Source organism: Candidatus Methylacidithermus pantelleriae (genome assembly GCF_905250085.1).
In the GTDB taxonomy this organism is placed as follows: Bacteria; Verrucomicrobiota; Verrucomicrobiia; order Methylacidiphilales; family Methylacidiphilaceae; genus Methylacidithermus; species Methylacidithermus pantelleriae.
In genome coordinates this window covers 1-22868 of the sequence record NZ_CAJNOB010000012.1, presented here as the reverse complement: position 1 = coordinate 22868, position 22868 = coordinate 1, and the positions used below count along the sequence as shown (strand labels likewise).

Genomic DNA, 22868 nt, shown 5'->3' with positions numbered 1-22868 from the left:
GACTAAGGATGCCGAACGCAAATCTTGTCCATCATGATGGTACAACCCATTGAGAGGACGGCAGTAAAACCAAGGAGCACAGCCCAAAAGAGACTCCCCCGGAGCGGATCAAGAGGAGCGTTCCAAAGGAAGGATCGAACCAGTTCAAGTCCATAGTACAAGGGATTCGCTTCAATGATCCATCCGATCCAACGAGCAGAACCTTGTGGTGGAAAGAGAGCACCGGAAAGAAGCCAAAGAGGCATAAGAAAAAGGTTCATGAGCGCGTGATACCCTTGAACGGAATCGAGCGGCCAGGCCATAAGAAAACCAAGAGCAGTAAGTCCAAGCCCCAGGATCCATAGCGCGGCGCTAAGACCGAAAAAGGCGTAAAAGGAAAAGGGTAACCCCGCGACCAGAGCTAGCGCGTAAACCACCCAGCACTGGAGAAGGCCCAAGCTACTACCTCCTAAAAGCTTAGATGTGACCACTGCGCTGCGGGGAGTTGGGGAAACAAGAACTCCCTGCAAAAATCCTTCCTTTCGGTCTTCAATGACGGAAATAGTTGAAAAAATGGCCGTGAAAAGAATGATCAGAAGAAGGATACCCGGAAAAAAGTACCAGAGATAATCGGACCGGCCCCCTGGGACCGGAGCTTGAAAGGACCGCCCGACACCGGACCCAATCAAAAGCCAGAAAACCACAGGGGTGCCGAGAGCTCCCACAATCCGATTCTTTTGGCGCAAGAACCGGACGACTTCCCTTCGCCACAGAGTCCAAACGGCTAGGACCCATCTCGACCAACGGAAGCGAAGATTCTTTACAGAAACCTGCGCTTCTCTCTTTGCAACCTTCGATCCCCCCGGCCGGGTGGTGACAGGAGGAACCCATTCTGCCTGTTTGGATTCTACCGTTCTAGCCATGGTTTTCCCTTTGCTCATTGCGCTCAAAACGATGTCCTGTCAACCGGATGAAGGCATCTTCCAGGGTGGGTTGGGCCACGGTTAACGACTCGATCTTATCCCGGAAGCGGGAAAGAAGCTCCCCCACGAGCTGGGTCACTTCCTCTTGGGAGCTTTCTGCCTCGGTTTCCAAGCGAAGCGTCCCATCTTCACACAAAACCTCTCGGCCAAGTGTCTCCTTCAAACGAGAAGCAAGTTCGTTGGGAGCCGGGCTACGGATAAGAAGAATCGTTCCGGAAACCAAACTTCGCAGGTGTGCCGGGGTGTCCATGGCAACGAGTTGTCCTTGGTCTAGGACAAGGAGGCGATCACACCGGTCGGCTTCATCCATAAGGTGGGTAGTCACGATAATGGTAAGATCTTCTTCGGCCTGGAGCTCTTGAAGAAAGCTCCAGAACTCTCGCCGGGCCAGTGGATCAAGGCCCGTTGTTGGCTCGTCCATGAGAAGAAGCTCAGGTGCGTGAAGGATTCCTTTGGCCAGTTCCACTCGACGCTGGAGTCCCCCGGAGAGGTTTTCTACTAAATCCCGGGCCCGATCGTGGATCCGAAACACTTCCAAGAGGTACCCGATGCGCAAGGCTAGCTCCTTGCCGCACAAGCCATACAAGTGACCCTGGTGGAGAAGGTTTTCATAAACGGTCAGTTTCTTGTCGAGGCTGGGGGCCTGGAAGACAACCCCTAGTTTTTCTCGCACCACCGCAACCCTTTCCGGATACGGGTGGCCACACACGCACACCCTCCCTTCTTGGGGTGGGTAAAGGGTTGCTAGAATCCGAAAAAGGGTCGTTTTCCCGCTGCCATTGGGCCCAAGAATCCCCACAATCTCACCCGGAAGGATGGAAAAATCCAGTTCTCGCAGCGCTACCCGGTCCCCGTAACGATAGGAAAGCCCGCTAACCTCAATCGCTGGCGGTTCTGGTGTCACCCTCTATCGCTCCCCAGGCTCATACTCGATCAGACTTCGAGAGAAGTCAACTGGTCGGTTGCGATAGATCTCGAGGCACTTTTCTGGAGTAGGCCAGCTTTGACGCGGCTCCCAATAGAAGAGCCGGCGGCCGCCCGGGCACAAAAAGCCGACCCAAAAGGGAGCGACCTTTCTTGGGCTCTCCCTGCCCAGTTTTTCCCTCTTCCTGAAAGGTTGATCGGTCAATCCTCCCGTGGCCTTTGAGGGGGGTTACCCCCATCGAGATGCGTCCGCCCGGGGCCAAGCTTTTTTCTAAAAAACCCTCCCGGCGCTTTTCATGGGTAAACTTCCCTTTTTCCTCCTCTCCCGAACCTTTACACTTCCCTATGCATCGGCGTGCGTCTGGTGCTCTCAAACTGCCCATTGGATTTCCTGCCGGTTAGCTTCTCGATTGTCTACCCGCTTTCCGGCGCTGCCTGGCATCTTGGGATGCCTAGACTTTTGAACGACCAAGCCCGCCGGGTCCGGGCGGCGATATGGCCTCTTAGGTGATCCGAGCCGGGTACCTACCTTAATCTTTTTCCAGAGCCATGTCCCACCGTTTTAGGTGGCGTTTTTTTTGTCCTAAATCGGGCGTCTTCGCGAGCCCGGGCAACGATGGCTTCTAGTCCTTAAAAAAATTCCGTGTGTCGATATCCCCCTGGGCACTGTGTGTCGAAGGTTGTGCCGCATTTTCTCCGGATCTCCGCAAGACCTTGCCCGCGCCGTCGTGCCACCTACCTAAAGGCGATCCTCGAAGCGCCCGATCTGGGGCGGGTTCTTTCTGGCCCTAACGGCCTCAGTACCTCATTTGGCTCTCCTATGAAATGTGCTTCCCAACCCATAGCACGCCGTACTCCTAGTGTGGGCCGCCGACCACCGCCCTCCCCAGATGCACCACGCTTTCTTCTTGGTGGACACGCCCTAGTTCGTCTAGCACGACTTTCGTCCGACGCTGGGGCGGACCATTCGCACAAGCTTCCGGCAGCACCGTTTCCCCGCGCCTACCTTGGTGTCGGCAAAACCCTGGACGCATCCCGGTCTTGGGTCGCGCGATACCACTGTCAGGAGGTTTGTCGACCTTTTCGAGCGGCCAGTTGGAGAGCGCGCTTGCGATCCGGGGATCGCCCGTGTACGGGGGTTCCAAGTACGCTTTCATCCACTTTCTAGATGCATCTTCAAACCCAAAGGCATCCAGCGGTTCCTTGAGGCGCAAAAGAATCGCTCGCTATCTAGGACCAGGTCCTCATCAAACGAAGTCTCTTTCGAATGTCTTTTGGATTCCGGTCTCCCAGCCCAAAGACTCACAGAAAGCAAAGAGAAACTCCGGTTCGAAACGAAAGAAGCAGCCTGGCTAAAAACTCACCGGGTGGTCTAACGGGCTTGGGCAACTCCCATAGGCTACTCCGCGCACGCCGCGCTTCTGCGAGTTGGCGGCCGGGGCCGATGTCCCGGAGGAGTTTGCCCCACTAGTTCTTGACGGGCGCAGGAAGGCTCCGCAGAGCTAGCTTGCCAGCTCAGTCGGCCATCCCACATGGCTGGAAACCCGGGCAGTAGGTGATGGGGAACCTGCCTTCAGCCGCGGATACTGCACAACGAGCTTTTGTGGCATTGCCGGACGCTCGTGGCCATGCTCGTCCGGCATCTATTCGGACCGACTCCTGCCTGCTCACTCACAGCAGCACAGGATTGCGACGGAAAAAACGAGGTTCTTTGGTTGCCTTTCCGACCGAGATTTTCCTAGCCAAAACCTCTCCGTTCAAGGTGGATAGATCGAGATCCCTTTGGGTTTTACCAAACCGTCACAAAGCTTTGGAGGACACGGGGAAACTGGGTTGCTTTTTTCAAAAATAAGATTCTAGGGCCATGGTTTTCCATGGAAGAAAGCAACGCGGCTTTCTTGGAGCGTAATCTCCCTGGAAGGTGGGTGAGTTGAGACAAGCTCTTTTTGATCGAGCAAAACCCAGAAAAGCTTGAGGTACTACTATCTATGACCGAGGTGTTGTAGAAATTCCCAGAGAACCTCGGCGGCTACCCGGCCAGCGCCTAGATTCGTTTCAAAGACGAGCCGTGCTCTCTTCCCCAGTTCTTCGCGTTCTTCTGGATGTCCCGCCAATCTTTCCATTGCTCGCGCAAGCTCAAACTCGTCTCGAACCTGGCGAATCCCCTCCTTGGACAGGAACTCGACTACGAGATGTGCAAAATTTTCCATGTACGGCCCTACAATGATCGGCTTTCCTACCCGGGCGGCTTCAATAAAGTTTTGTCCTCCCCGGGCCTTGAGACTTTTTCCGACAAAAACAAGATCCGCTTTCTCATAGACGCAACGAAGCTCGCCGGTGGTGTCCAAGATGAGAACACGAAGGGGTTTCCCATCCGGGGTTTGACCGAGTTGGGATCGCAGCTTTGCAGGGAGACCCAACCGAGCACAAAGCACCAAAAGCTCTCTGGCTCGTTCCACGTGTCGAGGAGCCAGGACAAGTTTCCACTCGGGATATTTTTCCAAGACCTGAGTATAGGTTCGCAAGAGAATATCTTCTTCGCCCGGATGGGTGCTCCCGGCTAAAAACACGCGATCCTTTTCAGCCTCCCATCCGCAGAGGCGCCACCATCGGTCTACAAGCTTTCCGTTCACATTCGGAAGATCAGCCACGTCGTATTTGAGGCTACCGGCTGTAAAAATGGCTTCCGAAGGAAAGCCTGCCTGGACGAAACGTTCCACATCGGAAAAATGCTGGACAAGCACAAGGTCGAGCCATAGGAGAACCCGTTCCAGGATCCAACGAAACCGCCGGTAACGCCGGTAGCTCCGGGGAGAGAGCCGGGCGTTCAACAGGCAGGTGGCAACACCTCGATGTTTTGCGAGCCACAGGTAATTGGGCCAAATTTCTGCTTCGACAAGAACCAGAAGCTTGGGTCGAATCGTTCGCAACGCTCGCGAAACGCACCAGTAAAGATCGATGGGATTGTAGAGGACGATCGTGTTGGAGTCTTCCAGCGCGCTTGCCACTCGCCTGCCGGTGACCGTTGTTGTTGTCAGAACTACACGAATCCGAGGATCTCGTTGCCGTAAGTGATACAAAAGCACCGATGCCACCATCACCTCGCCGACGCTTACCGCATGGATCCATAGATCAGCGCCCTCTCGGAGTCTTTCCACTAGGGATCGCGAGTAACAACCGAACCGCTCGCCAATTCCGTCCCAAGGCTGGCCGCGTTTGCGTAATCGGTACAAAAGGTAGGGGAGTGCCAAAAGCAAAGCGACACTCAAAAGGACGTTATAGCCGACCAGTAGAAGAAGTTCTGTCATGGCTCGGCATGCGCTCGGGGATGCGTGCGAGCGTATTCCTTAAGGAGTCGTTCGGTAGTGACCGCCGTATAAATTTGGGTCGTCACCAAGTGAGCGTGTCCAAGGAGCTCCTGAACACTCCGAAGATCTGCTCCACGATCCAGAAGGTGGGTGGCAAAACTGTGCCGAAGTTTGTGTGGCGTGATGCGAAAGTCGAGTCCCGCAAGCTTAAGATATTCTTTGAGAAGCTTTTGAAGGTTCCGCACCGTTAAGGGCTTGCCAGAGGGACCTACGAAAAGGGCTTCACTTGAAAGAGGACGCACCTGAAGGTAGGCTTGGATAGCTTCCTTGGCTGCCTCCCCAATAGGACAGAGCCTTTCTTTTCGACCCTTGCCTCGTACCCGTAAAATTCCTGAGCTTGGATCAAAATCGAAGACCGTCAGTCGCACTAACTCCCCAATCCGAAGGCCTCCTCCGTAAAGAGTCTCTAGCCAGGCTCGGTCGCGGAGATACTGCCACCGCTCCCACCTTTGCCCGCGTGATCGATTATTCTGCCTTTGCTTCCACTTTTCCGAGGGCGCTTGCAGAAGGCGAGCCATCTGTTCCAAAGTCAAAAAGACGGGCAACCGCCTAGGTCGCTTGGGAGCCGGAAGCCCCCTCAGGGGATTGGCGGCGACTTTTTCCTGTTGCAGCAAGTACTGGTAAAAACTTCGAAGGGCTGCTATGCGCAGGCGAACGGAACCTGCTGAGAGTCGGCGCCTTCCCAGCCAGTAAAGATAATCTCGAAAGGTCTCTCTTTTTAGCTCCTCCCATCGGAATGGCTGTCTTATCCAACGGGCAAATTCCGCCAGAACGAAGCGATAATTGCGGACCGTGTACGCAGAGGAAAGTTTCTGATACTGAAGGAAACGCAGAAACGCTTCCGTAGGTTCTCTCCACGGTTCCACTGGTCTGGGACCCAGCGCTGGACTTAGGGTGGTATCCCCCTCCATAGGTTTGTTTCCTTTTCTAGAGCTACTGTCATGCTCCTGCAACGTTGATCTTTCCGTCTCTAAACGGCCGCTGGTTCGTCTCTGGGGGTGGGGGAAGAGGGGTTAGCCTGTCCAAGAGCTTTTCATCTCTGGCGCCTTTGCTAACTTCGGGGGGCCCTTTTTCGTCTGTTCGGATGAGAGACTGCAGAGAGTTCCTTCCTTTTTCTGCGACGGATGATTCCATGTGCGTCTGGAAAAGAGTGAATCCCCAAGTGGGGAGGCAGGTCTCCCCACTTGGTAACGATTGCTTGAGCCGGAAACGTCCGGAGTGGCTGCTGGCGGTTGAAGTCTCTTAACGGAAAGGCCCCAAAAACGGGCGAGTCGGCAAGCAGGCGCTAATGCAAGTTAACGCTGTAACAAAGCCTCGGAAATCCGCAACGTGGGTGCCCAAGCTTGTTCCCTAAAAAAGCAAAGACCGAAGTCTCCCTGGAGAGGAGAGCCATCTGTGCACTGGGAAAAGCCGCCGGGGTTCTGGGCGACGGCATGGGTGCAAAGGACGCTATTCCAGCACGGGAAGCTCATCTAGCTGTCGGTTTGGGGTGGTGCCCAATAGTACCGAGCGGGCCGACCGCTGCTCCGTGACGGGCCAGAGTAGGAGCACATGGGAGTCGGATAGGTCCATAAAATACTGTGGAACTCGGAGAAAGGCTCTAGGGAGGAAAGGGGCCCGAGAGTGCCAGAGAGAAACAGCGCAAGGAGCGAGGTGATGGAAATGCGCGAATAAGGCCGAGAACCTTTCAATCGCGTTTTCGGAAGCTCCCGATGGCCTTGCAGGCGAAAGCCAACGCAAGTCTGACCTCTCGGTTCTCCTCCTTGTACGACGCACTCTACGCAAGGACGTATTGGCCTATGCTTGGAAGCTCTGCCGGAGGGAAGGGTAGAGTGGCAGGGGTGGATGGCCAGGCGTTTCAGCGGATCGAAGAGAGAGGAGTAGAGGGGTGGTTAGATCGATGGGTGGAAGAGCGATCGAACCGAAAGGTGGCCGCCGAAAGCGGTACGACGGGTGTGGATAGCTAAAGCTAGTGGGAAACGAAGGCCGCAAGTTACATCCACCCTATGACATCGGGCGGTCTACATCGTGGCGGTTCGGGTAGTCTAGCCCGATGTTTGAGGCGAATGTAGCGGAAGAAGAGTATCCCTATCGAGAAGGGCGATGTCCCTGGGAGGTGGTTAACCAGGTGCAGGCTCTTTTGAAAGCGGGCCATACTGAAATCGTTGACGCTGAGCTCGTTCAGTAGTTCGGGAGGATTGCTCTCGGGCCTCTTTGACGGAGAGCCTGGCCCGGCGGATATGCGACGGGGCCATGCTCGCGCTTTTGAAAAGCCTGGCCGGAAATGCAGCTTGAAGAAGACGAGCAGCGAGGAAGGCGGCGAACGACCGAGGCTAAGGACGGGAGGCGGGGACGCCGCAAGGAGCTCCTATCACTCCTCTTTTGGCTAACCTCTCTATCTAGGTGGTTTCTCTTGCCGTGGAAAAGCGAAGGATAAGCGGCTAAGTGGGCGGTCCACATTGTGTCATACGCCGACGACGATGGGATCCTTTGCCGCGCCATCAAGCCTAGAAGGCCAGGAAGCAAAGCAAGAAGATTATGGAGCGAATTGGGCCTGGTATGAAGATGGGAAAAGAGTCGGGTAGGCGCGAGTACCAAAGGAGAGCTTCGAGGTTGTCGGCTAGACCTTGGGTCTTTGTTACAAGCCCACTAAGGGCCGAAGCCACCTGGGAACAAAACCTTCGAAACATCGGGTGGGGCAGCTCTTGCAGAATGTGAGCTAATGGCTTCGCCGGAACACTCTGGAAAGGGACACCACGGACTTGGTATTGCTTTTGAATTACCAGCGGCGCGAACGGACGAACTTTTTTCTGTCTTGGATCGGGTGGCCCCGAGCCTATCAGGGGAAATCACGTTGGGTACCCGCTCGGTCGATCGCTCTGGCGCGAGCACAAAGTCCTTGGCCAAGGAACGAGCGAGTTTGGAGATGGGTGTCTCCGGAACACGCTCGGTCTTATCCGTCTCCGAAGCTTAAGGCGGGGCCTGCCGTGGGCGTAAGCCAGTGAAAAAATTGTCCGAAAGCCCCAATACGGGAAATCTGCGCATTCAGTAGGGGATCGAGCGGGGAGTTGAAACGGATAAGAGGGAGAGATATCAGGGACACTGTCCCACCAAAAAGGGCAGCAAGAGCTAAGGCTATCCTAAATCCGACCGCGCCACTCCTCGCCTCTACAATCGGCCCTGGCTCGTTCCGCAGCCAAGTCGGGCTTCCCAATAGGGATTTAGCTCCTTCCAAACTCCCCGCAGGGCTCACCTTGGAGCCATTCCATCGGAAGCCAATGGCAGCAAAAATACGGGGCCTTGGCTGCGCGGAGCGCTGTGTCACAACGCAAGATCGCTTTCGCATGGCAAGACTCTAGCTACCTTTTTGGAAAGTTTTTGCCCCACCATGGCTGAACATGAGCTTCAACGACTTTCGCGGCTCATCCGCTGGCTAGGGGATACCCTAGGCCGCGTCATTGTTCGGATCGCCGGGCCGGAAGTTTTGGAAACGGAAGAGAGATTGCGGCATTTGGCGAAAGAATCCCGGAACGGCAATCTGGCTGCGGCTGCTCAGCTGGAACAGGAGGTGGCAAAATTGGATGCGTCCATGGCTTTCGAAATGGCCATGGCGTTTACGACGTACTTTGAGCTGGTTAACCTGGCCGAGGAGGAGTACCGGAAGTCCATTCTCCGGCTGCGGCGAGCACAACAGCTTGAGAAGCTTTCTTCCTTTCCCCCGAAGGAGTCTTTGGAAGCAGCGATTGTTGAGCTCCGGCGCCGGGGCAGGACTGCCGGGGAGGTTCAGGCTATTTTGGACTCACTTTGGATTGAACCCGTCTTCACTGCCCATCCCACAGAGGCAAAGAGACGAACCGTTCTCCAAACTCTTCGGAGAATTGCTAGGATTTTACGCGAGTTTTCCGAGGCAAGGCCGCAGCAACCCAAAGAAGAGTTAGAGCGCGAGCTGGAACGGGAAATAACGGTTTTGTGGCTGACCGAGCGAGCGCGAACTCAGCAAGTTGAGGTTGAGGATGAAATCCGGACGGGTCTCTGGTATTTCGATGCAACGCTCTGGGGGGTTGTGCCCCAACTGTATCGCGAGCTTCATCGTGTGCTCCAAGAGCATTACCCGGAAGTGCGCGCTCCTTCCCGCTGGCTTTTCTTTGGCTCTTGGATCGGCGGGGATCGGGACGGAAACCCTAATGTGACTCCCGGAGTTACGGCCGAAGCGCTTGCCATGCACCGCCGATTGGCACTGACCAAGTTGAGGGAGTCCGCCGAGCAGGCGGCAGCCTCGGTAAGCATTTCTGCTCGCCGCGACCCTTATGCAAGAGGATTCATGGAATGGATGCGGCATTGCCCTCTTTTGTCTTCCTACATTGATTGTTTTTCGCGCCGCTACGGATGGGAACCCTACCGAATTGCGTTAGCTGCTTTGGTAGCCCGCTTTGATGAAGCTCTTCAGGAAGTTTCGACCAGTCACCTTTTGGAACCATTGGGTCGTGTACTTCCCAAGGCTGAGCCAAGTGCTTTTCGGGAAGTGGTGGACCGGATCTTTCAAAGCATTCGGCAAAGTCCCGCTTGTGCAGTGGCCGAGGGGCCTCTGTGGGATCTTAAGGTTGCACTTGACGTGTTTGGATTTCATACTGCGCGGCTCGATATTCGTGAAGATTCAGAGCAGATCGGGCGAGCTGTGGGGTGTCTCTTGGAGGCTCGCGAAGGGGTCCGAGGCTACCATGAGCTAAGGGAGGAGGAGAAAGTACGGATTCTTAACCTGGCTCTGGCAAAGATGCCATCGGAGCCTTCGGTCAGAATTGCGTCCGACAACTCCGTGATCGAGCAAGTATTGCGGCCACTTGAGATCTACCGCCGTGCTGCTGACCTCTACGGGGAAGAAGGGCTGGGGGTTTACGTGATCAGCCGCGCTCATGGCCCTTCCGACCTTCTGGAAGTTTTGTACCTGCAAAAACTTTCCGGAACCATCTTGGATATCGTCCCTCTCTTTGAATCGTTGGACGATCTTCGCTCGGCTCCAGAAGTCCTTTCGACCATTTTCCAACATCCCCTCTATCGAGAACATGTGGGGCAAAGAGGGGATCGCCAGATGGTCATGCTTGGTTATTCAGACAGTAACAAAGATTGCGGTTATGTTGCCGCTGCTTGGGCCCTCTATAAAGCTCAAGAGAGAATCGTATCGGTCTGTCATCGTGCTGGACTCCGCCTTATCCTATTTCACGGTCGAGGGGGAACCATTGCTCGAGGAGGGGGGCCAGCCGCTCGCGCCATCTTGGCTCAGCCCCATGGGGTGTTCGACGGTGCGATCCGGATGACGGAACAAGGAGAGGTTCTCTCCACACGCTATCACGATCCAGAGCTTGCCTACCGGATTTTGGAGCAGGTCGTCTACGGGGTACTTTTAGCGTGCGACTGGGCTCGCCATAGCTATAGCACCGTTCCTTCCCAATGGGCCGACGCGATGGAAGAGATGGCTGAAGAAGGGAAGCGTGCGTATCACAAACTTGTACGGCACGACCCGGATTTCCTAGAATTTTGGTCACAGGCGACCCCGATCGAAGAGATTCGAAAACTACGAATCGGTTCTCGTCCTTCGTTTCGCGGGGAGGCAAGATCTCTTGACGATCTCCGCGCAATTCCTTGGGTGTTTTCCTGGATGCAGAGCCGGTTTGGTTTTCCGGAGTGGTACGGGCTTGGAAGTGCTCTCCAGCGAGTGCTCGAACGTGGGAAAGAGGGAGAGGAACTTTTGCGCGAGATGTACCAGCAATGGGCTTTCTTTTCAAGTATTCTGGACAATGCACAGTTGACACTCCGCAAAGCAGATATGGGGATCGCCGCTCTCTACGCGCAGCTGGTGCGTCGGGAAAGTGTGCGCCATCGAATTTTTTCTCAAATGAGAGAGGAGTACGATCGAACAGTAGAAGCGATCCTGCGAATCACCGAGCAAACAACCTTACTTGAGAAAGAGCCTGTGCTTTTACGTTCCATACGCCTTCGCAACCCCTATGTAGATCCCCTCAACTACATTCAAGTGGAGTGTCTCCGGCGTTTGCGTTCCCTTGCCGACCGCTCTACTCCTGAAGCTCAAGCCCTGCAAGCTGTGGTCGAACTGACGATTAGCGGCATAAGCGCAGGCCTAAAAAATACCGGCTGAAAGCCAGGCACAGGGAGCGGGCGGCTTTTTCTAAGAAGTTCAGGTTCTCGATGCCCTTCCTTCGTTGAAGCTCAAGATGGTCTTGCTTACGTTACAAGCCTTATCGGGAATTCTCCGGCCATAGAGATCTGGAGGAGACCCGCTACCTCCCCGAATAGATGCCAAAGGATTTCTCCGATGCCTAAGCTATCAGCAACCCGCAAGCCACGTCGCTGGGTTCGTCGTGGGCAGAGGTTGTGCCCACTGCGGCATCAGACCGGTTTGCAGAAGCCCTTGGATAAAGCCCGGTCTTGCCCATCCCAGCGAGGTTCCGGCTGGCATCCCAGTCGGCGCCGTGCCCAAAGACCGCAGAGTTCACACACCAAACACTTGGATTTCTTGAGCTACAGACCCCCACGCCGAGTGCCGCTGGCTCGTGTAAAGCCGGATGACCTTTTCGACCGCATGCCAGCCGCTTTTGTCTTATACGGAAGAGAAAGTGAAAAGCTTTCGCTATGCCCGGCGATCGAGCCGGGCGCGCAGGCGTTTTGCCGCTTAGCTTAAACCCCGTCGCGGATGCGCGTGAGCTTTTCTTTCATTCTGGACGCCGATCCAGATGACCTCGCCACTCATGGCCTTGCTTTTTTGCTCATGGATATGCTGCACCTGCAGTGTCTCTTTGCCCGAAGCTTGCGGGAGGCGCGGTTCCGCGCCCCGGGCGTTGTTGAAACAAACGCGGTGCCGCAGGAAGGGGAAGCGACCGAGGCCGACGCTTACCAGCCAAAACCTTGTCTCTACTCACCGCACCGAATCTATTTTCGTGCGCATCGACACTCAAAACTGGGCTGGCTGCACTAGGTCGGTTGTCGCCAGATTCGACCACAGGGTTCAAACACAAGCGGCCGTTACAAAAAAGAAGTGCAGCCTTTGTGGGCTAACCACTGTTGAAGGACGCGTTTTTAGTGTTCGCGCAGGCATATGGGCAGGGGCCAGGGGCGCCCGAAATCCGTGTTAAGCGAAGCGGTTGGGCTTTGGATGCTTAAGAAGCGCTTGCGAAAAAACACGCTGGCATGGTCGAAGCAGGTGACCGGGGTCGGTGCGGTCTTTGTTGGTGCGCCCGAGCGCCTCGTGTGCTTGGTAAGTCTTATCAAGCATGATGATAACGTTGCAATCCGTCCGGCTCCGCCATGGAGTCTCGGCCCGAAGCGCAGCGAAGCGGTCGGCTTCTTCCGTCGTGACATCGGGCCGGATCGATGCCGTGTGCATTTTCGCTCATTGCCGTTTGTTGCCCGCCGTACCGCCGTGGCCTGAGGGCGACCCAATATGCTCTCTCTGCACCCTCTTCCCAGGCGCTGGGATCGACAAAAAGAAGCGGCCGGAGTCACCTTTTTTTGAGCGTCATGACCGCATCGGCTGCGGCGATTGGCAGAGAAATAGTGACGAAGAGCTGAAAAGGATAGGGCTAAATTTCCTTGAAGATCGCCGGCCAGCTTCCTTGCGCGCATGGGTCATCTACGATCGCTCTGGTTTCTTCAGTTACCCGGTCCGATCTTTCCCTCATAGGGAAATGGTTGTCGATGGTTTCAGGAACGGTTTAGCCTGCACCCGCGAAAAGAACGAAGAATATCTGTTATGAACCAGTCCAGAAGTCTTTGGCTTGGCGCGTTTCGAGCAACTTGGAGGAGAGTTCTTCCAAGAAACGAGAAGGTTTTAGCTTTCCCCGTTCCACCTCGGGTCGGAACCGGGGATACACAAGAAAAAGGCCCTCTTTGGCGCGTGTAATAGCTACGTAAAAAAGCCGTCGTTCCTCTTCCTCCCCATGGGGGATTGTTAGGGATCGAGCCGCCGGAAATAGTCCCTCGCAAAGCATGATAACAAAGACAATCCTCCACTCTAAGCCTTTGGCTTGATGGATGGTAGAGAGGCGGACTAAGCTCTTGTCTTCGCCCTTTCGAGGGGCTTCGAGATTGGTAAGAAGAGAAAGCTCGGCAAGCATTTCCTCGGTGTGCTTGAAGCCCTTGGCAAAGTTGGCAAGCTCCTTAACATCCTCCAGTCGGCTCTCTGCATCAGGGTAGGACAGCCGGGCATAGGAATCGTAAAACCTTTCCACGATCAATTTTACCTGGGCATCCGGCCGGTGGACCAAATTCAGTAGCTCTTGATGAAGGGAATACCAGGTTGTCCACGTGGGTAGGGCACTGGCCGGGGGCACGATTTGGCCCAAGTCTTTCCCTCGAGAAACTTCTAGCCAGAGTCGAGCTGCCGTCTTAGGACCGATTCCCGGCATGAGGGTTGCAACCCTCCGAAAGGCTACTTCATCCTTTGGGTTAACGACCAAGCGAAGAAAGGCAGCGATGTCCTTGATGTGGGCTTGTTCGAAAAATCTTAGCCCACTTGTTACTTCAAAGTCGATCCCCAGGCGGACGAGTTCCATTTGAACTTCCAGGGAATGAAAGTGGGCTCGATAGAGCACGGCCATTTCATGCCATGGGATACCCTGCTCGGCCAGTTTGCTCAGCTGCCACCCTACAAAAGCTGCCTGCTCGGTTGGATCATGAGCGACAACCAAAAGAGGTTGCATCCCCTTAGGGGCGAAGGGTGCGGGACGAAGCCGCTTGGGGAACTGTCTTATGTTTTGCTCGATCGCACGATTCGCGAGCTCCAAAATGGCGGGGGCACTCCGATAGTTGACTTCAATAGAGATGCGAAAGGCGTCCGGATAGCGCTGAGGAAAGGAAAGGATGTTCCGGGCCTCAGCCCCCCGCCATGAGTAGATACTTTGAGCGTCGTCTCCCACGACCATCAGGTTGCGATGGCGCTGTGCCAAAAGATCCACTAGGTCAGATTGGAGACGATTAGTGTCCTGGTATTCGTCCACGAGGATGTGCAGGAATTTTTCCTGGTAATGTTCTCGCAAAAAGGAATCGTTGCGAAGAAGCTCGAAGGCGAACCACAGAAGATCATCATAGTCAAGGAGCCGACTAGCCCTCTTTTTGTTCCGGTAGGCCTCCCAGATTTCGCCAATTTCCTTCTGTACAAGGAGAGCTTCTGGGAGGCGTTCTGCGAGCACCGTTTCCAACGTCCGCCGGGTTCCGATCGATAGGCTAAACAATTCCAAAAGAACCGCAGCCTTGGGGATGAATCGTCCCTCTTTTCGGCTGTAGCCAAGTTCCTGGCAACATTCGGCCAAAAGGTGTTCTGCGTCTTCCCGGTCGATAATGGTAAAGTGAGGATCGATTCTCAGCCTTTCACTATGACGACGCAATAAACGATGGCCGATATGATGAAAGGTCCCACCCCATATTCGGCTTGCGTCGACCGGAACCAGCTTAGTAACCCGGTCAATCATTTCCCGAGCCGCCTTGTTCGTAAAAGTCGCCAAAAGAACCCTGTCCGGTGGGATTCCCTGATCCAAGAGATAAGCAACCCGGCAGCTAAGGGTCCGGGTTTTACCGCTCCCGGCTCCAGCAATCACAAGGATCGGACCGCAAGGTGCGGTAACGGCTGCTTTTTGCTGGGGGTTGAGCCCGCTCAGATAAGGAGGTTCCATTCGAGCTGTCTAGGGGTGAGCGCTAGCAAACGTTTCTGTTTTTTTTCCTGGCCACAGCCACCGGTCCAGGATCCACTGACGCTTGGTTAGCGTTCCTTCCCATAAAAACCCGGCTTGAGAAAGCGCTTTCCGGACCTCGTCCTTCTGGTTCATAAGAACCCCTGTGGCAAGTAACCGGCCTTCCGGACGCATCCAGAGGGCAAACGTTTGGGCCCCGGAAATAAAGCATGAAGCAAAGAGATTCGCACAGACGATATCAAACCGAGCTTCCGTTTCCCATTGGAGAAAGTTGGCACAGATCCAATGGATTTGGCCGCCACGAAAGTTGCGTTTCTCGTTTTTCGGAGCTTCGCTAATCGCCTGGGGATCTATGTCGAGCCCGATCACCGGTTGAGCGCCGAACAAGCGTCCGGCAAGAGCCACAATCCCACTCCCGGTTCCCACGTCCAGAAGCGCTTTGCCAGAAAGAGACGGTAAATCGAGGAGAGCCTGCAAAAGAAGTTGGGTGGTCGGATGGTGACCGCTTCCAAAAGCAGGTCCGGGAGGGATGACAAGAAAGGGGTGGCCGGGGCTTTGGGTTTTTGGCTTCTCTGGATAAATCGTGAGCCGTCGGCCCAGGGACACGGGCTTGAGGGTTTCCCCCAAACTCTTGGGAAGACAAACTTGGCTCACCGTCCCTCCAAAGGCTCTTTGGATGGAACGCGCTTTTTGAGAACTGGGGAAATAGGCTTCTAGCCGGGAAAACTTTCGCCCGGCGACATGATGGACGGCAACCTTGTCCTGGCCGGCCCACCGGAGGCGTTCGATCCAGCTATCCTCCCAACGAGGGGAGATCAATCGCCTCCAGACCCACCAGACCTTTTTTACCGTTGGCATTACATGCTAAACCGTGGACCCAAATAGAGTTCCCGGCTCACCGGGTCATGGATAAGAAACTCGCTCGTGCCATGACGGACCACCCGACCCTCGCAGATGAGATACGCACGGTCCACAATAGCCAAGGTTTCTCGAACGTTGTGATCGGTGATAAGAATGCCAATACCTCGATCTCGTAGACTTACAATAATTTGCTGCAGGTCATAGACCGCCAATGGGTCCACACCACTAAATGGCTCGTCGAGAAGAAAGAGATTGGGGGAGGTAATCAAACAACGGGCGATTGCTAGTCTCTTTTTTTCTCCACCGCTTAACGAGATCGCGAGGGTATCGCGAACGGATTCAAGGCCAAAATCCCGTAAGAGATCGTGACAATGAGCGCGTCGTTCCTCCGGCGTCATTTCCAGAAACTCAAGGATCGCCATTAAATTTTCTTCCACCGTAAGCTTTTGGAATACGGATTCTTCCTGGGGCAGGTAACCGATGCCCCGGCGCGCCCTCTGGTAAAGGGGCAGGTGGGTAATATCTTCCTCTCCTAGAAACACCCTTCCCGAATTGGGCCGCACCAGTCCCACAAGCATTCGGAATGTAGTGCTTTTGCCGGCGCCATTGGGCCCGAGAAGACCCACAATCTCGCCTCGCGCAACTTCTAAGCTGACCTCTTGGACAACCCGCCGTCCACGAAACTCTTTAACCAGCTTTTCCGCACGCAAAAGCGATGGTGGTGTTAACCGATTGCTTTCCGGGACCGAAGCCCGCTTGTCTCGAAGGTCAACTGTTGGATCCATCCTTGTCTCCATTCCTGCATCGGAGGGACGAGATGACTATTCTCCGGTGTTTTTGAAGCTGATGCACTTCGCAACACACTTGAACAGACACCACGCCTATCCAGGGTTTCGCAAAAATCGTTTTTTTTAAGGAATTGCCCGAATAGACTAGGCCAGATCCTATCGGGGAAGCTAGCAAAAAAGCCTTACCGCGGTTTTCCTTGAGAAAGCTCCCTGCGTTTGGGAGCGATTAGCTTCTGGGTAGAACTCACTTTCGCGTGCTCGACGTAAAAAAATTTCCACATTTGTACTGTAGCTTGCTTGGAGGCTTAAAGGATTCTGGTCTTCCAGAGGCTCTTCAGGAGCGTTCTCTAGCCTCGAGCGTCAATCGGAGCCGATCCTCTCCCAAGGTGTCCTGGCAAAGGAAAGAGAAAAGGGGTAGCAACATCGAAAAATATCGGGAGAGATAGCGCTCTTGACGGCGGGATATCAAAAGGAAGGTAACTGCGTGGGTCAAGCGGTAGGGTGTTGGCTAGAAGGTGGCTTGGCGGATGGATGTGGAAGGAGGGGCATTGGCCTGTTCCACAGAATCGTTCCCGACCGGGACGGTAGTCGTGTATACGGCGCCGGCACCGCGCGATATGGAGTGGTGCTCTAGGGGCCGGTGTGCAAGCGCCCATGAAAAAGGGGATCGAGACAGGGATTAGCTTGGGTTCTGCGAGTTGGCTCTCAAGGAAAGAGTTGCGGATCGTTAAGGCCGTCAAGGAGCTCGACTCTGGGAGGAACGGCCGTCGCAGCGGGCTCATTGGGCAGGTCTGTGATTCGAACCTTGGCGGTCATCCTGGTCGAGGAGCCTGACCGGCTGATGCGCTTTGGTTTCCAGTACCGGGAGGTGGCATTGGCGGTGCAGAGTCCATCCATCCTGGGAGGGGATTCCAATGAGAGGACCGAGGATATTGTGGCTGACCTGCGTGGGGTGATCGTTTCCTTGTGTGGCAGGCTTTACGGGAAGAGATCCGCGCAAAAGCACCGGGAGAAGGGTCATAAAGCGATCGCATGAGCAAGCTCTCTGTTTTGCCCCACTAGACGGGCTTGCGGGTGACGCGCCAGCTCGGGGGGCGTTGCTTAACACCGATGTGGCGTTCTATGGGCGAGAGCGGAGTTTTTTCGGCAAATGCCGGCTGGCGTGGCGCGAGAGAAACTTAAGCGATTTTTCCTCTGGCGGTTTGGCTTGGCCGCCGGAGCGTTCCATCCCCTTGGGGGTCCGAGCTCGAAGGGAAGATCGCTTCGATCCCCGAACGGTGGCCCCAGCTGATTGCGGGAGCGAGGGGGAATCAGGAAGAGCGGAAACCGTGATCCGCGAGCTCGAGCAAAGGAAGCCGGGAGCGAACGTTTTGCAGGAGAAAAAAGCGGCGGTTGGCTATCCTGCGGACCAGGCGCGACGCGCTCCTGGCCGATCAGGAGCGCCAGAGGAGGTGCGTCTCCGTTGTGGTTTCCGGCGTCTCTTCCCGTGAAGAGTTTTCCTTGGAAAAGAACGCATACTCCAATCATGGGGACCGGAAGAGGGATTGGCAGGGGGAGCGGAGGACCCAGTTCTCTACCTTGAGTTCGAAGGACAAGACCGCCGGCAACCAGTCGTGCCAAACCGTAGTTGCTCCGGACGGCAGCCTATCTGCTGCCGTTGCGGCTGCCGGACGGATGGGGGGAGCCCGAGCCAATAGCTGGTTCTTGAGGACGTGCGCTTGGCCTGGGGCCGGAAGGCGATCTTCCGGGCGCTAGCGGCCAGCCGGATCGTGACCGAGACAACCAAGAGGGGGAAACTCGTCCAGAAGCGGGAGGCATCCGCGAGTTGCTCTCGCTTCGTGCGGGAGCGAAAGGAGTGACGTGTGTTGGCGAGCGTCGAGGCGCAACCTCTTCCCTTGGTGACACGCTGCCTCGCCGGAGCGGTCGGCATCGACACGAATGGGGATCATCTCGCCTTGGGCGAAACGGATCGCTTGGGCAATCTCGTGAGAATTCGCGGGATTCGATTGAATCTCTGTGGCAAGAGCGACCAAGAGGCCAAAGCCATTTTTCCTCATGCGTGCAAAGAGATCGCCCGGGCCTGCGTCGAATCGGCCAAGCAGCTTGGGATCGAACGAGTGGATTTTCGCAAGAGGGGGCTTGAGCTTGAGCCAGTGGATCCCGTTCTTCGGGCCCGCTCGCTCTTTTCCTTCTGCTACGCCAGGGCGATCTCGGTGCTCACGGCGGCTTTTTTTGCGCTGGAGTCGAGGTGATCGAAGTCGACCCGGCCTACACGTCTGTGATCGGTGCGGTCAACTACGCGGGTCGTCATGGCACCAAGTTCCTACCAGGGTCTGGCCTCGTGGGGTCGCCCGGAGAGAGTTGGGGCTCTCTCAAGACCCATCGGTGGGAGAGACAGTCCTGGCTATTCGCGATGATGGTCTTGCCACCTTTGCCCTACCCGCAAGCAATCCGACGAAGCATGTGTGGTGGTTCTGGGCAGGGGTTCAGGCGAGACTCAAAGGGGCGCAAGCAGCTCATGCGCGGTTTGGAGGGGATTGGCTGCCTCCCACGACTCTGTCCGGGAAAACGCGGAGATTGGGAGCTACCTGGGCTTTATTGGTGAAACCCGTGCACGCGAATTGTCGGCAGCATGGTTCGGTTGGCGTCCGAAATCGACCTTCCTTCGTTGGCCAATGGTTGTCGATGGTTTTTAGGAACGGTTGGGAAAAGCATGATGGCGGGGTTAGCTCTGGGGAATCTATCGATTAGGGACGTTCTTTTTGGGGCGAGTAGCTTTTCTAAAAGCGACCCGCTCAGATTCACAAAGAAATGGGTGCATTCGGTTTTTTATGGCGTGATGCAGGGAAAATTCTTCCTAAACGGATGCTATGAGATCCCCGCTCCTTTCTCTTCCAGCCGATCCAGCCCCTTGTCCGTCGACCAGGGTGATCCACACTCTCGGGCATTCCACGAGAAGCTTTCCGGAGTTTCTTTCCCTTTTGGAGGAGCACGCGATTGAGTGGGTGGTGGACGTGCGAAGATGGCCCCACTCGACTCGTTATCCGCATTTCTGTCGGACCACGCTTGAGCTAGCCCTCTCGGAAAAGGGGTTCCGCTACCTGTGGAAAGCGGATCTAGGTGGGTTCCGCCAGCCACGAGCAGATTCCCCTAACCGAGCGTGGCAGACTCCAGGTTTTCGGGGATATGCGGACTTTATGCTTGAAAAAACTTTCAAACGCTCGCTGGGAGAACTTGAACTTCTGGCTTGGTGTGGACGGGTGTGCCTTATCTGCGCGGAAGCCCATTATTGGAGATGTCACCGTAGACTTCTTTCAGACGCGCTCTTAGTGCGAGGATGGACGGTTCGGCACATTCTCCAAAAGGGCTCACCATGCCAGCCTCACCGGTTGCCTCCCTTTGCTGTCTATCAAAACGGCCAGCTAACCTATCCCGGCACCAGTGTCTAGGCTATCTTTTCTTCCTTGGCTACCTTCGCAAGCTCCATCCGAACTGTGTACACTGGATCCAGGCGTTTGGGGCTGACTCCCCAGATGCGGGCCTCCAATGTGGTTGGAAAGCTAGCCAATATTCAAGGTAGAAAGTCTACCAACGCCAAAAGCCTGACCCTTAGGCAAGCGAACCGAAACTGGATGGCCCGGCCCTTTGCCTCATAGCGAAGAGTAAACAAACCGGGCGGTCAGGGTCTGCGAGGAAAAAAATATTCGGCTGGTCATTGCATCGGCGCGCTGGAAAGCCGGAACGCTAGCGTGCTAGAGGATTGCGTGAGAAGTTTTGAGCCAGGGAGTAACCTGTGGGTCGTGATCCTCAAGGTAACGAAGGACGTACGAATTTCCGGGCGTTAACCTAACTTTCCCACGTTTCTCACCTTTGTAGTTGCAAGTCAAGGACTTATGGGAAAGCGTGTAGGGTCGATCTATGAGTAGCGTGTCAATAACTGTTTGTGTTATCAGAACGGAATGTGTTCTAGGTTGTAGGCATGTACGTCTAGCGGGGGTCGGTACCTATCGCAACGGGAAGGTGTACCGGCAGGTGGGGGTTCGGCCGTCCTACCGGGTGGGGGAAAAGGTGGAGACAAGCGATTGGGCCAATGGGAGCCGGCCGTCAGTCAAAACGCACGAGGTTGTTCGTACAAGCTTGAAAGGGCAGAAGTTTCTACGCCTGGAGGGCTTACAGGTGGGGGATCGGTTGGATGACGGAGGGTAGTCGTACGGGAAGGCGCGCGGCGAAGGTGGGGTCTAGAGGAAATGCTTGCAGGGGTAAGATCGGAGCGGAAACGGCGGTTGATCAAGGCGATCTCTTTTTTGGGCGGATTCTTTTTTCCCTCTTTTCCCTCTTCGAAGTGCGCGTTGCAGGAGAAAACAAGGGCGACGGTTTTGGGGGAACTCTGGGGGGTGGAACAAAAGGGACTTCGAGGAAGAGAAGCTATACCGGGCGATGGATGGGTGAAAACGGCGCTGGGAGCTGGATGGAAAAGAAGCTCTATCGCGAGGATTTTCTTAAGGGGAACGAGTCTTGTGCTTTATGATCTTTCCCGTGTGTACTTTCAGGAGGCTGGGGAGAGCGACTGGCCCGTTACGGACACAGCCGGGATCACCGACGGGACTGGCGCCAAGTGCTTGTTCTAGATTGCGACCCATGCTGAAGGAGTTCTCATCCATGGGGAGCTTCTGCGGGGAAACCGGGCGGATTCGAAGACGCTTGTGGGGTTGCTCGTGACACTCCAAGGACGGTTGGGGATCCAAGAAAAAACCCTTGTTTTTGATGGAGGAAGGAAAAAGCCGGTGGAACTTGGAGGCGCTCCAAGGAGAGGGTGCTTCCGTATGTCGCTTGAGCCAAGAGGGGTCAAGCTCCAAGAGCTATTCTCGGGATCTTCCGAAAGATCAGCAGCTTTGGCTTACCGAGCGGAGTCAAGTGATGGAGGTGGCAGGCAATAGGGTTCGATATGTGATTGCCGGAGGAGAATCGCGAGCCTCCAGGGAACGAGCCCGGCGGGAAAGCCGGGTAGTTTCTGCCAAGGAGGTATTGGCCGAGATTTCCAAAACGATCGCGCAAAAAGCCGATCCGGTCACAGTAGAGAGCCCGGTCGGCTGGGCGCTCCCTTGCCCCCAAGCCCATAAATACTTTGGGGCACGGGGTCGACCGTGAGGGCTGCTTCTGGTCGAAACTTCGACAGAGGAGCGGATCTAAGAAGAGGAAGCGATCGATGGAAGGTATCTGCTGGAGACCCATCTCTCTCCGCCGGAAGCTTCCCCCGGAGAGCTCGTCACTCATTCTAAGCGACTCGCCGAGATAGAATCGGGCTTTTTTCGAGCTCAAAAGCTCCCTGGAAGTCTGTCCCGTGTATCCCTGGCGGGGGGCGACCCGAGTCCGGAATCCCATCGGGATCTTTTTCCTGGCTTACGGGCTCACGCCCGCCTCCGCGCCGAATGGATCTCGAAAGGCTTCCACAGAAAAAATCCCCCAAACCCTCCGTGGCCTTTAAGCCATCCCCGTAGCCCGACTCCTGTCCGAAGGCAAATTTTACCGCCGAATGCTTTGCGAAATACCCAAAAAAGGAACTGAGCTACTCCAAAAACTGGGCCTGCTTTTTCTCGTTTCTCGCGGGCCCCAGTGGATCACGTAGGCAGGGCGAAACCACTAACTCGTTGGAAAGAGTGATTGACCTTCCAACAGGGTCGAAGTTAAGCTAGCGACACCTTGTTTTTGCCGGAGATAACGGCTTTTTGCAAGAGCGCTCTCGCGTTTTCGTTCCTGGCTGAAGGCTCACGCGGAAGCTAAGCGGGTTCGTTTCTCTTTAAGCAACTCCTTAAAAAAGCTCGATCTTGTATTCTGGAAAGACCACGCTCCCGCTGTGACTGTGCTCCGTCGCGTTTCCATGTTTGAGGCACAAAATGGGGCCGAACCAGCTCCAAAGAGGAAGCAAAACAAAGGGAGGAAGACAAAAACCAGAGGTCGAAAAAGGGAGTTTTCGCTTTTCCTCTTCCCAGCAAAGCGAGTAACGCAGGCAAGCAAGTCTTTCCTAAAAGGCCCATTGGACACCTCCGTAGAGGGCCCAGCCTGATCCAGGTAGAAACACGGGTTGGTCCTTTCCTTGGGCAGTCACGATGGGGTTAACAGTTGCGGCGTAACGCTGGTTTGTAAGGTTACGACCTTCGAAGAAAAAGGAGGGTCCTTTGGCTCGTTGGACTCCCATGCGAAATCCAAGGATGGCCCATCCGGGAGCGGCCAAAGTGTTGGCAAAGTCGGTCCAGACCTTAGAGGAGA

Annotated in this window: 21 protein-coding genes and 1 pseudogene; 12 read left to right on the top strand and 10 right to left on the bottom strand. The window is 55.3% G+C overall.

The window, feature by feature from the left end; translation table 11 throughout:
- Window positions 1-2: 2 nt before the first annotated feature.
- The 5 genes from KK925_RS04205 to KK925_RS04185 form a co-directional block, all read right to left on the bottom strand.
- The gene (locus tag KK925_RS04205) at window positions 3-902 is read right to left on the bottom strand and encodes an ABC transporter permease (RefSeq protein WP_174581899.1); all 900 of its coding nucleotides are present in this window, start codon (window positions 900-902) and stop codon (window positions 3-5) included.
- The gene (locus KK925_RS04200) at window positions 895-1866 is read right to left on the bottom strand and encodes an ABC transporter ATP-binding protein (protein WP_174581898.1); all 972 of its coding nucleotides are present in this window, start codon (window positions 1864-1866) and stop codon (window positions 895-897) included. The genes KK925_RS04205 and KK925_RS04200 overlap by 8 nt, the downstream gene beginning before the upstream one ends.
- An 877-nt stretch (window positions 1867-2743) precedes the next feature.
- Entirely contained in the window at window positions 2744-3043 is a 300-nt protein-coding gene (locus KK925_RS04195) for a hypothetical protein (protein WP_174581897.1), read from the bottom strand.
- Between the two features lie 825 nt (window positions 3044-3868).
- Window positions 3869-5194 carry a 3-deoxy-D-manno-octulosonic acid transferase gene (locus tag KK925_RS04190; protein WP_174581896.1) on the bottom strand — a complete coding sequence of 442 codons (1326 nt, stop codon included), beginning with the start codon at window positions 5192-5194 and terminating at the stop codon, window positions 3869-3871.
- The gene (locus tag KK925_RS04185) at window positions 5191-6165 is read right to left on the bottom strand and encodes a tyrosine recombinase XerC (protein WP_174581895.1); all 975 of its coding nucleotides are present in this window, start codon (window positions 6163-6165) and stop codon (window positions 5191-5193) included. The genes KK925_RS04190 and KK925_RS04185 overlap by 4 nt, the downstream gene beginning before the upstream one ends.
- A gap of 888 nt (window positions 6166-7053) precedes the next feature.
- Between KK925_RS04185 and KK925_RS04180 the strand changes: the two genes are divergently transcribed.
- Both KK925_RS04180 and KK925_RS11255 read left to right on the top strand, forming a co-directional pair.
- Window positions 7054-7221, top strand: coding sequence for a hypothetical protein (locus KK925_RS04180; protein WP_214096288.1), 168 nt, complete (start codon window positions 7054-7056; stop codon window positions 7219-7221).
- A gap of 86 nt (window positions 7222-7307) precedes the next feature.
- Window positions 7308-7442: a hypothetical protein gene (locus KK925_RS11255; RefSeq protein WP_268905630.1), complete on the top strand. Its 135-nt coding sequence runs from the start codon at window positions 7308-7310 to the stop codon at window positions 7440-7442.
- A gap of 765 nt (window positions 7443-8207) precedes the next feature.
- On the opposite strand, the gene KK925_RS04175 is transcribed toward KK925_RS11255, so the two are convergent.
- Complete coding sequence (locus KK925_RS04175) at window positions 8208-8600, bottom strand: hypothetical protein (RefSeq protein ID WP_174581885.1); 393 nt, start codon at window positions 8598-8600, stop codon at window positions 8208-8210.
- 42 nt (window positions 8601-8642) lie between these two features.
- Here KK925_RS04175 and ppc point away from each other — a divergent pair, with 42 nt between their 5' ends.
- From ppc to KK925_RS04160, 3 genes are all read left to right on the top strand, one after another.
- Window positions 8643-11405, top strand: coding sequence for a phosphoenolpyruvate carboxylase (ppc, locus tag KK925_RS04170; RefSeq protein ID WP_174581894.1), 2763 nt, complete (start codon window positions 8643-8645; stop codon window positions 11403-11405).
- Window positions 11406-11960: 555 nt separating this feature from the next.
- A complete protein-coding gene (locus tag KK925_RS04165) occupies window positions 11961-12242 on the top strand; it encodes a hypothetical protein (protein ID WP_174581892.1) in 282 nt (93 codons plus the stop codon).
- Window positions 12243-12392: 150 nt separating this feature from the next.
- Complete coding sequence (locus tag KK925_RS04160; protein ID WP_214096287.1) at window positions 12393-12695, top strand: hypothetical protein; 303 nt, start codon at window positions 12393-12395, stop codon at window positions 12693-12695.
- A gap of 319 nt (window positions 12696-13014) precedes the next feature.
- Here the strand turns inward: KK925_RS04160 and KK925_RS04155 are convergent, their stop codons facing one another.
- The 3 genes from KK925_RS04155 to lptB are packed head-to-tail and all read right to left on the bottom strand — an operon-like array spanning window position 13015 to window position 16610.
- The gene (locus KK925_RS04155) at window positions 13015-14934 is read right to left on the bottom strand and encodes an ATP-dependent helicase (protein ID WP_174581890.1); all 1920 of its coding nucleotides are present in this window, start codon (window positions 14932-14934) and stop codon (window positions 13015-13017) included.
- Window positions 14935-14943: 9 nt separating this feature from the next.
- Complete coding sequence (locus KK925_RS04150) at window positions 14944-15810, bottom strand: 50S ribosomal protein L11 methyltransferase (protein ID WP_174581889.1); 867 nt, start codon at window positions 15808-15810, stop codon at window positions 14944-14946.
- Complete coding sequence (gene lptB / locus KK925_RS04145; RefSeq protein ID WP_236027848.1) at window positions 15810-16610, bottom strand: LPS export ABC transporter ATP-binding protein; 801 nt, start codon at window positions 16608-16610, stop codon at window positions 15810-15812. The genes KK925_RS04150 and lptB overlap by 1 nt, the downstream gene beginning before the upstream one ends.
- A 784-nt stretch (window positions 16611-17394) precedes the next feature.
- Here lptB and KK925_RS04140 point away from each other — a divergent pair.
- From KK925_RS04140 to KK925_RS04110, 7 genes are all read left to right on the top strand, one after another.
- Window positions 17395-17637: a hypothetical protein gene (locus tag KK925_RS04140; protein WP_214096286.1), complete on the top strand. Its 243-nt coding sequence runs from the start codon at window positions 17395-17397 to the stop codon at window positions 17635-17637.
- 826 nt (window positions 17638-18463) lie between these two features.
- The gene (locus KK925_RS04135; RefSeq protein ID WP_174581888.1) at window positions 18464-18853 is read left to right on the top strand and encodes a hypothetical protein; all 390 of its coding nucleotides are present in this window, start codon (window positions 18464-18466) and stop codon (window positions 18851-18853) included.
- Window positions 18854-18962: 109 nt separating this feature from the next.
- Window positions 18963-19352, top strand: a complete 390-nt coding sequence (locus tag KK925_RS04130) for a hypothetical protein (protein WP_174581887.1) — start codon at window positions 18963-18965, stop codon at window positions 19350-19352.
- 176 nt (window positions 19353-19528) lie between these two features.
- Window positions 19529-20050, top strand: a complete 522-nt coding sequence (locus KK925_RS04125) for a DUF488 domain-containing protein (protein WP_214096285.1) — start codon at window positions 19529-19531, stop codon at window positions 20048-20050.
- Window positions 20051-20519: 469 nt separating this feature from the next.
- On the top strand, window positions 20520-20807 hold the full coding sequence (locus tag KK925_RS04120) for a hypothetical protein (RefSeq protein ID WP_214096284.1): 288 nt from the start codon (window positions 20520-20522) through the stop codon (window positions 20805-20807).
- A 170-nt stretch (window positions 20808-20977) separates the two neighbouring features.
- On the top strand, window positions 20978-21229 hold the full coding sequence (locus KK925_RS04115; protein ID WP_214096283.1) for a hypothetical protein: 252 nt from the start codon (window positions 20978-20980) through the stop codon (window positions 21227-21229).
- A gap of 136 nt (window positions 21230-21365) precedes the next feature.
- Window positions 21366-21749 (top strand): hypothetical protein, encoded by a 384-nt coding sequence (locus tag KK925_RS04110; RefSeq protein ID WP_214096282.1) that lies wholly within the window; start codon window positions 21366-21368, stop codon window positions 21747-21749.
- 874 nt (window positions 21750-22623) lie between these two features.
- Here KK925_RS04110 and KK925_RS04105 read toward each other — a convergent pair.
- A pseudogene (locus KK925_RS04105) lies at window positions 22624-22868 on the bottom strand (TonB-dependent receptor); the annotation flags it as partial.

Coding starts and splice junctions, on each gene's coding strand:
- KK925_RS04180 (WP_214096288.1), top strand. CDS start 7,054: ATGCTTGGAAGCTCTGCCGGAGGGAAGGGTAGAGTGGCAGGGGTGGAT.
- lptB (WP_236027848.1), bottom strand. CDS start 16,610: ATGGAGACAAGGATGGATCCAACAGTTGACCTTCGAGACAAGCGGGCT.
- KK925_RS04165 (WP_174581892.1), top strand. CDS start 11,961: ATGCGCGTGAGCTTTTCTTTCATTCTGGACGCCGATCCAGATGACCTC.
- KK925_RS04155 (WP_174581890.1), bottom strand. CDS start 14,934: ATGGAACCTCCTTATCTGAGCGGGCTCAACCCCCAGCAAAAAGCAGCC.
- KK925_RS04175 (WP_174581885.1), bottom strand. CDS start 8,600: ATGCGAAAGCGATCTTGCGTTGTGACACAGCGCTCCGCGCAGCCAAGG.
- KK925_RS04150 (WP_174581889.1), bottom strand. CDS start 15,810: ATGCCAACGGTAAAAAAGGTCTGGTGGGTCTGGAGGCGATTGATCTCC.
- KK925_RS11255 (WP_268905630.1), top strand. CDS start 7,308: ATGTTTGAGGCGAATGTAGCGGAAGAAGAGTATCCCTATCGAGAAGGG.
- KK925_RS04195 (WP_174581897.1), bottom strand. CDS start 3,043: ATGAAAGCGTACTTGGAACCCCCGTACACGGGCGATCCCCGGATCGCA.
- ppc (WP_174581894.1), top strand. CDS start 8,643: ATGGCTGAACATGAGCTTCAACGACTTTCGCGGCTCATCCGCTGGCTA.
- KK925_RS04110 (WP_214096282.1), top strand. CDS start 21,366: ATGGAGGAAGGAAAAAGCCGGTGGAACTTGGAGGCGCTCCAAGGAGAG.
- KK925_RS04205 (WP_174581899.1), bottom strand. CDS start 902: ATGGCTAGAACGGTAGAATCCAAACAGGCAGAATGGGTTCCTCCTGTC.
- KK925_RS04185 (WP_174581895.1), bottom strand. CDS start 6,165: ATGGAGGGGGATACCACCCTAAGTCCAGCGCTGGGTCCCAGACCAGTG.
- KK925_RS04190 (WP_174581896.1), bottom strand. CDS start 5,194: ATGACAGAACTTCTTCTACTGGTCGGCTATAACGTCCTTTTGAGTGTC.
- KK925_RS04120 (WP_214096284.1), top strand. CDS start 20,520: ATGAGTAGCGTGTCAATAACTGTTTGTGTTATCAGAACGGAATGTGTT.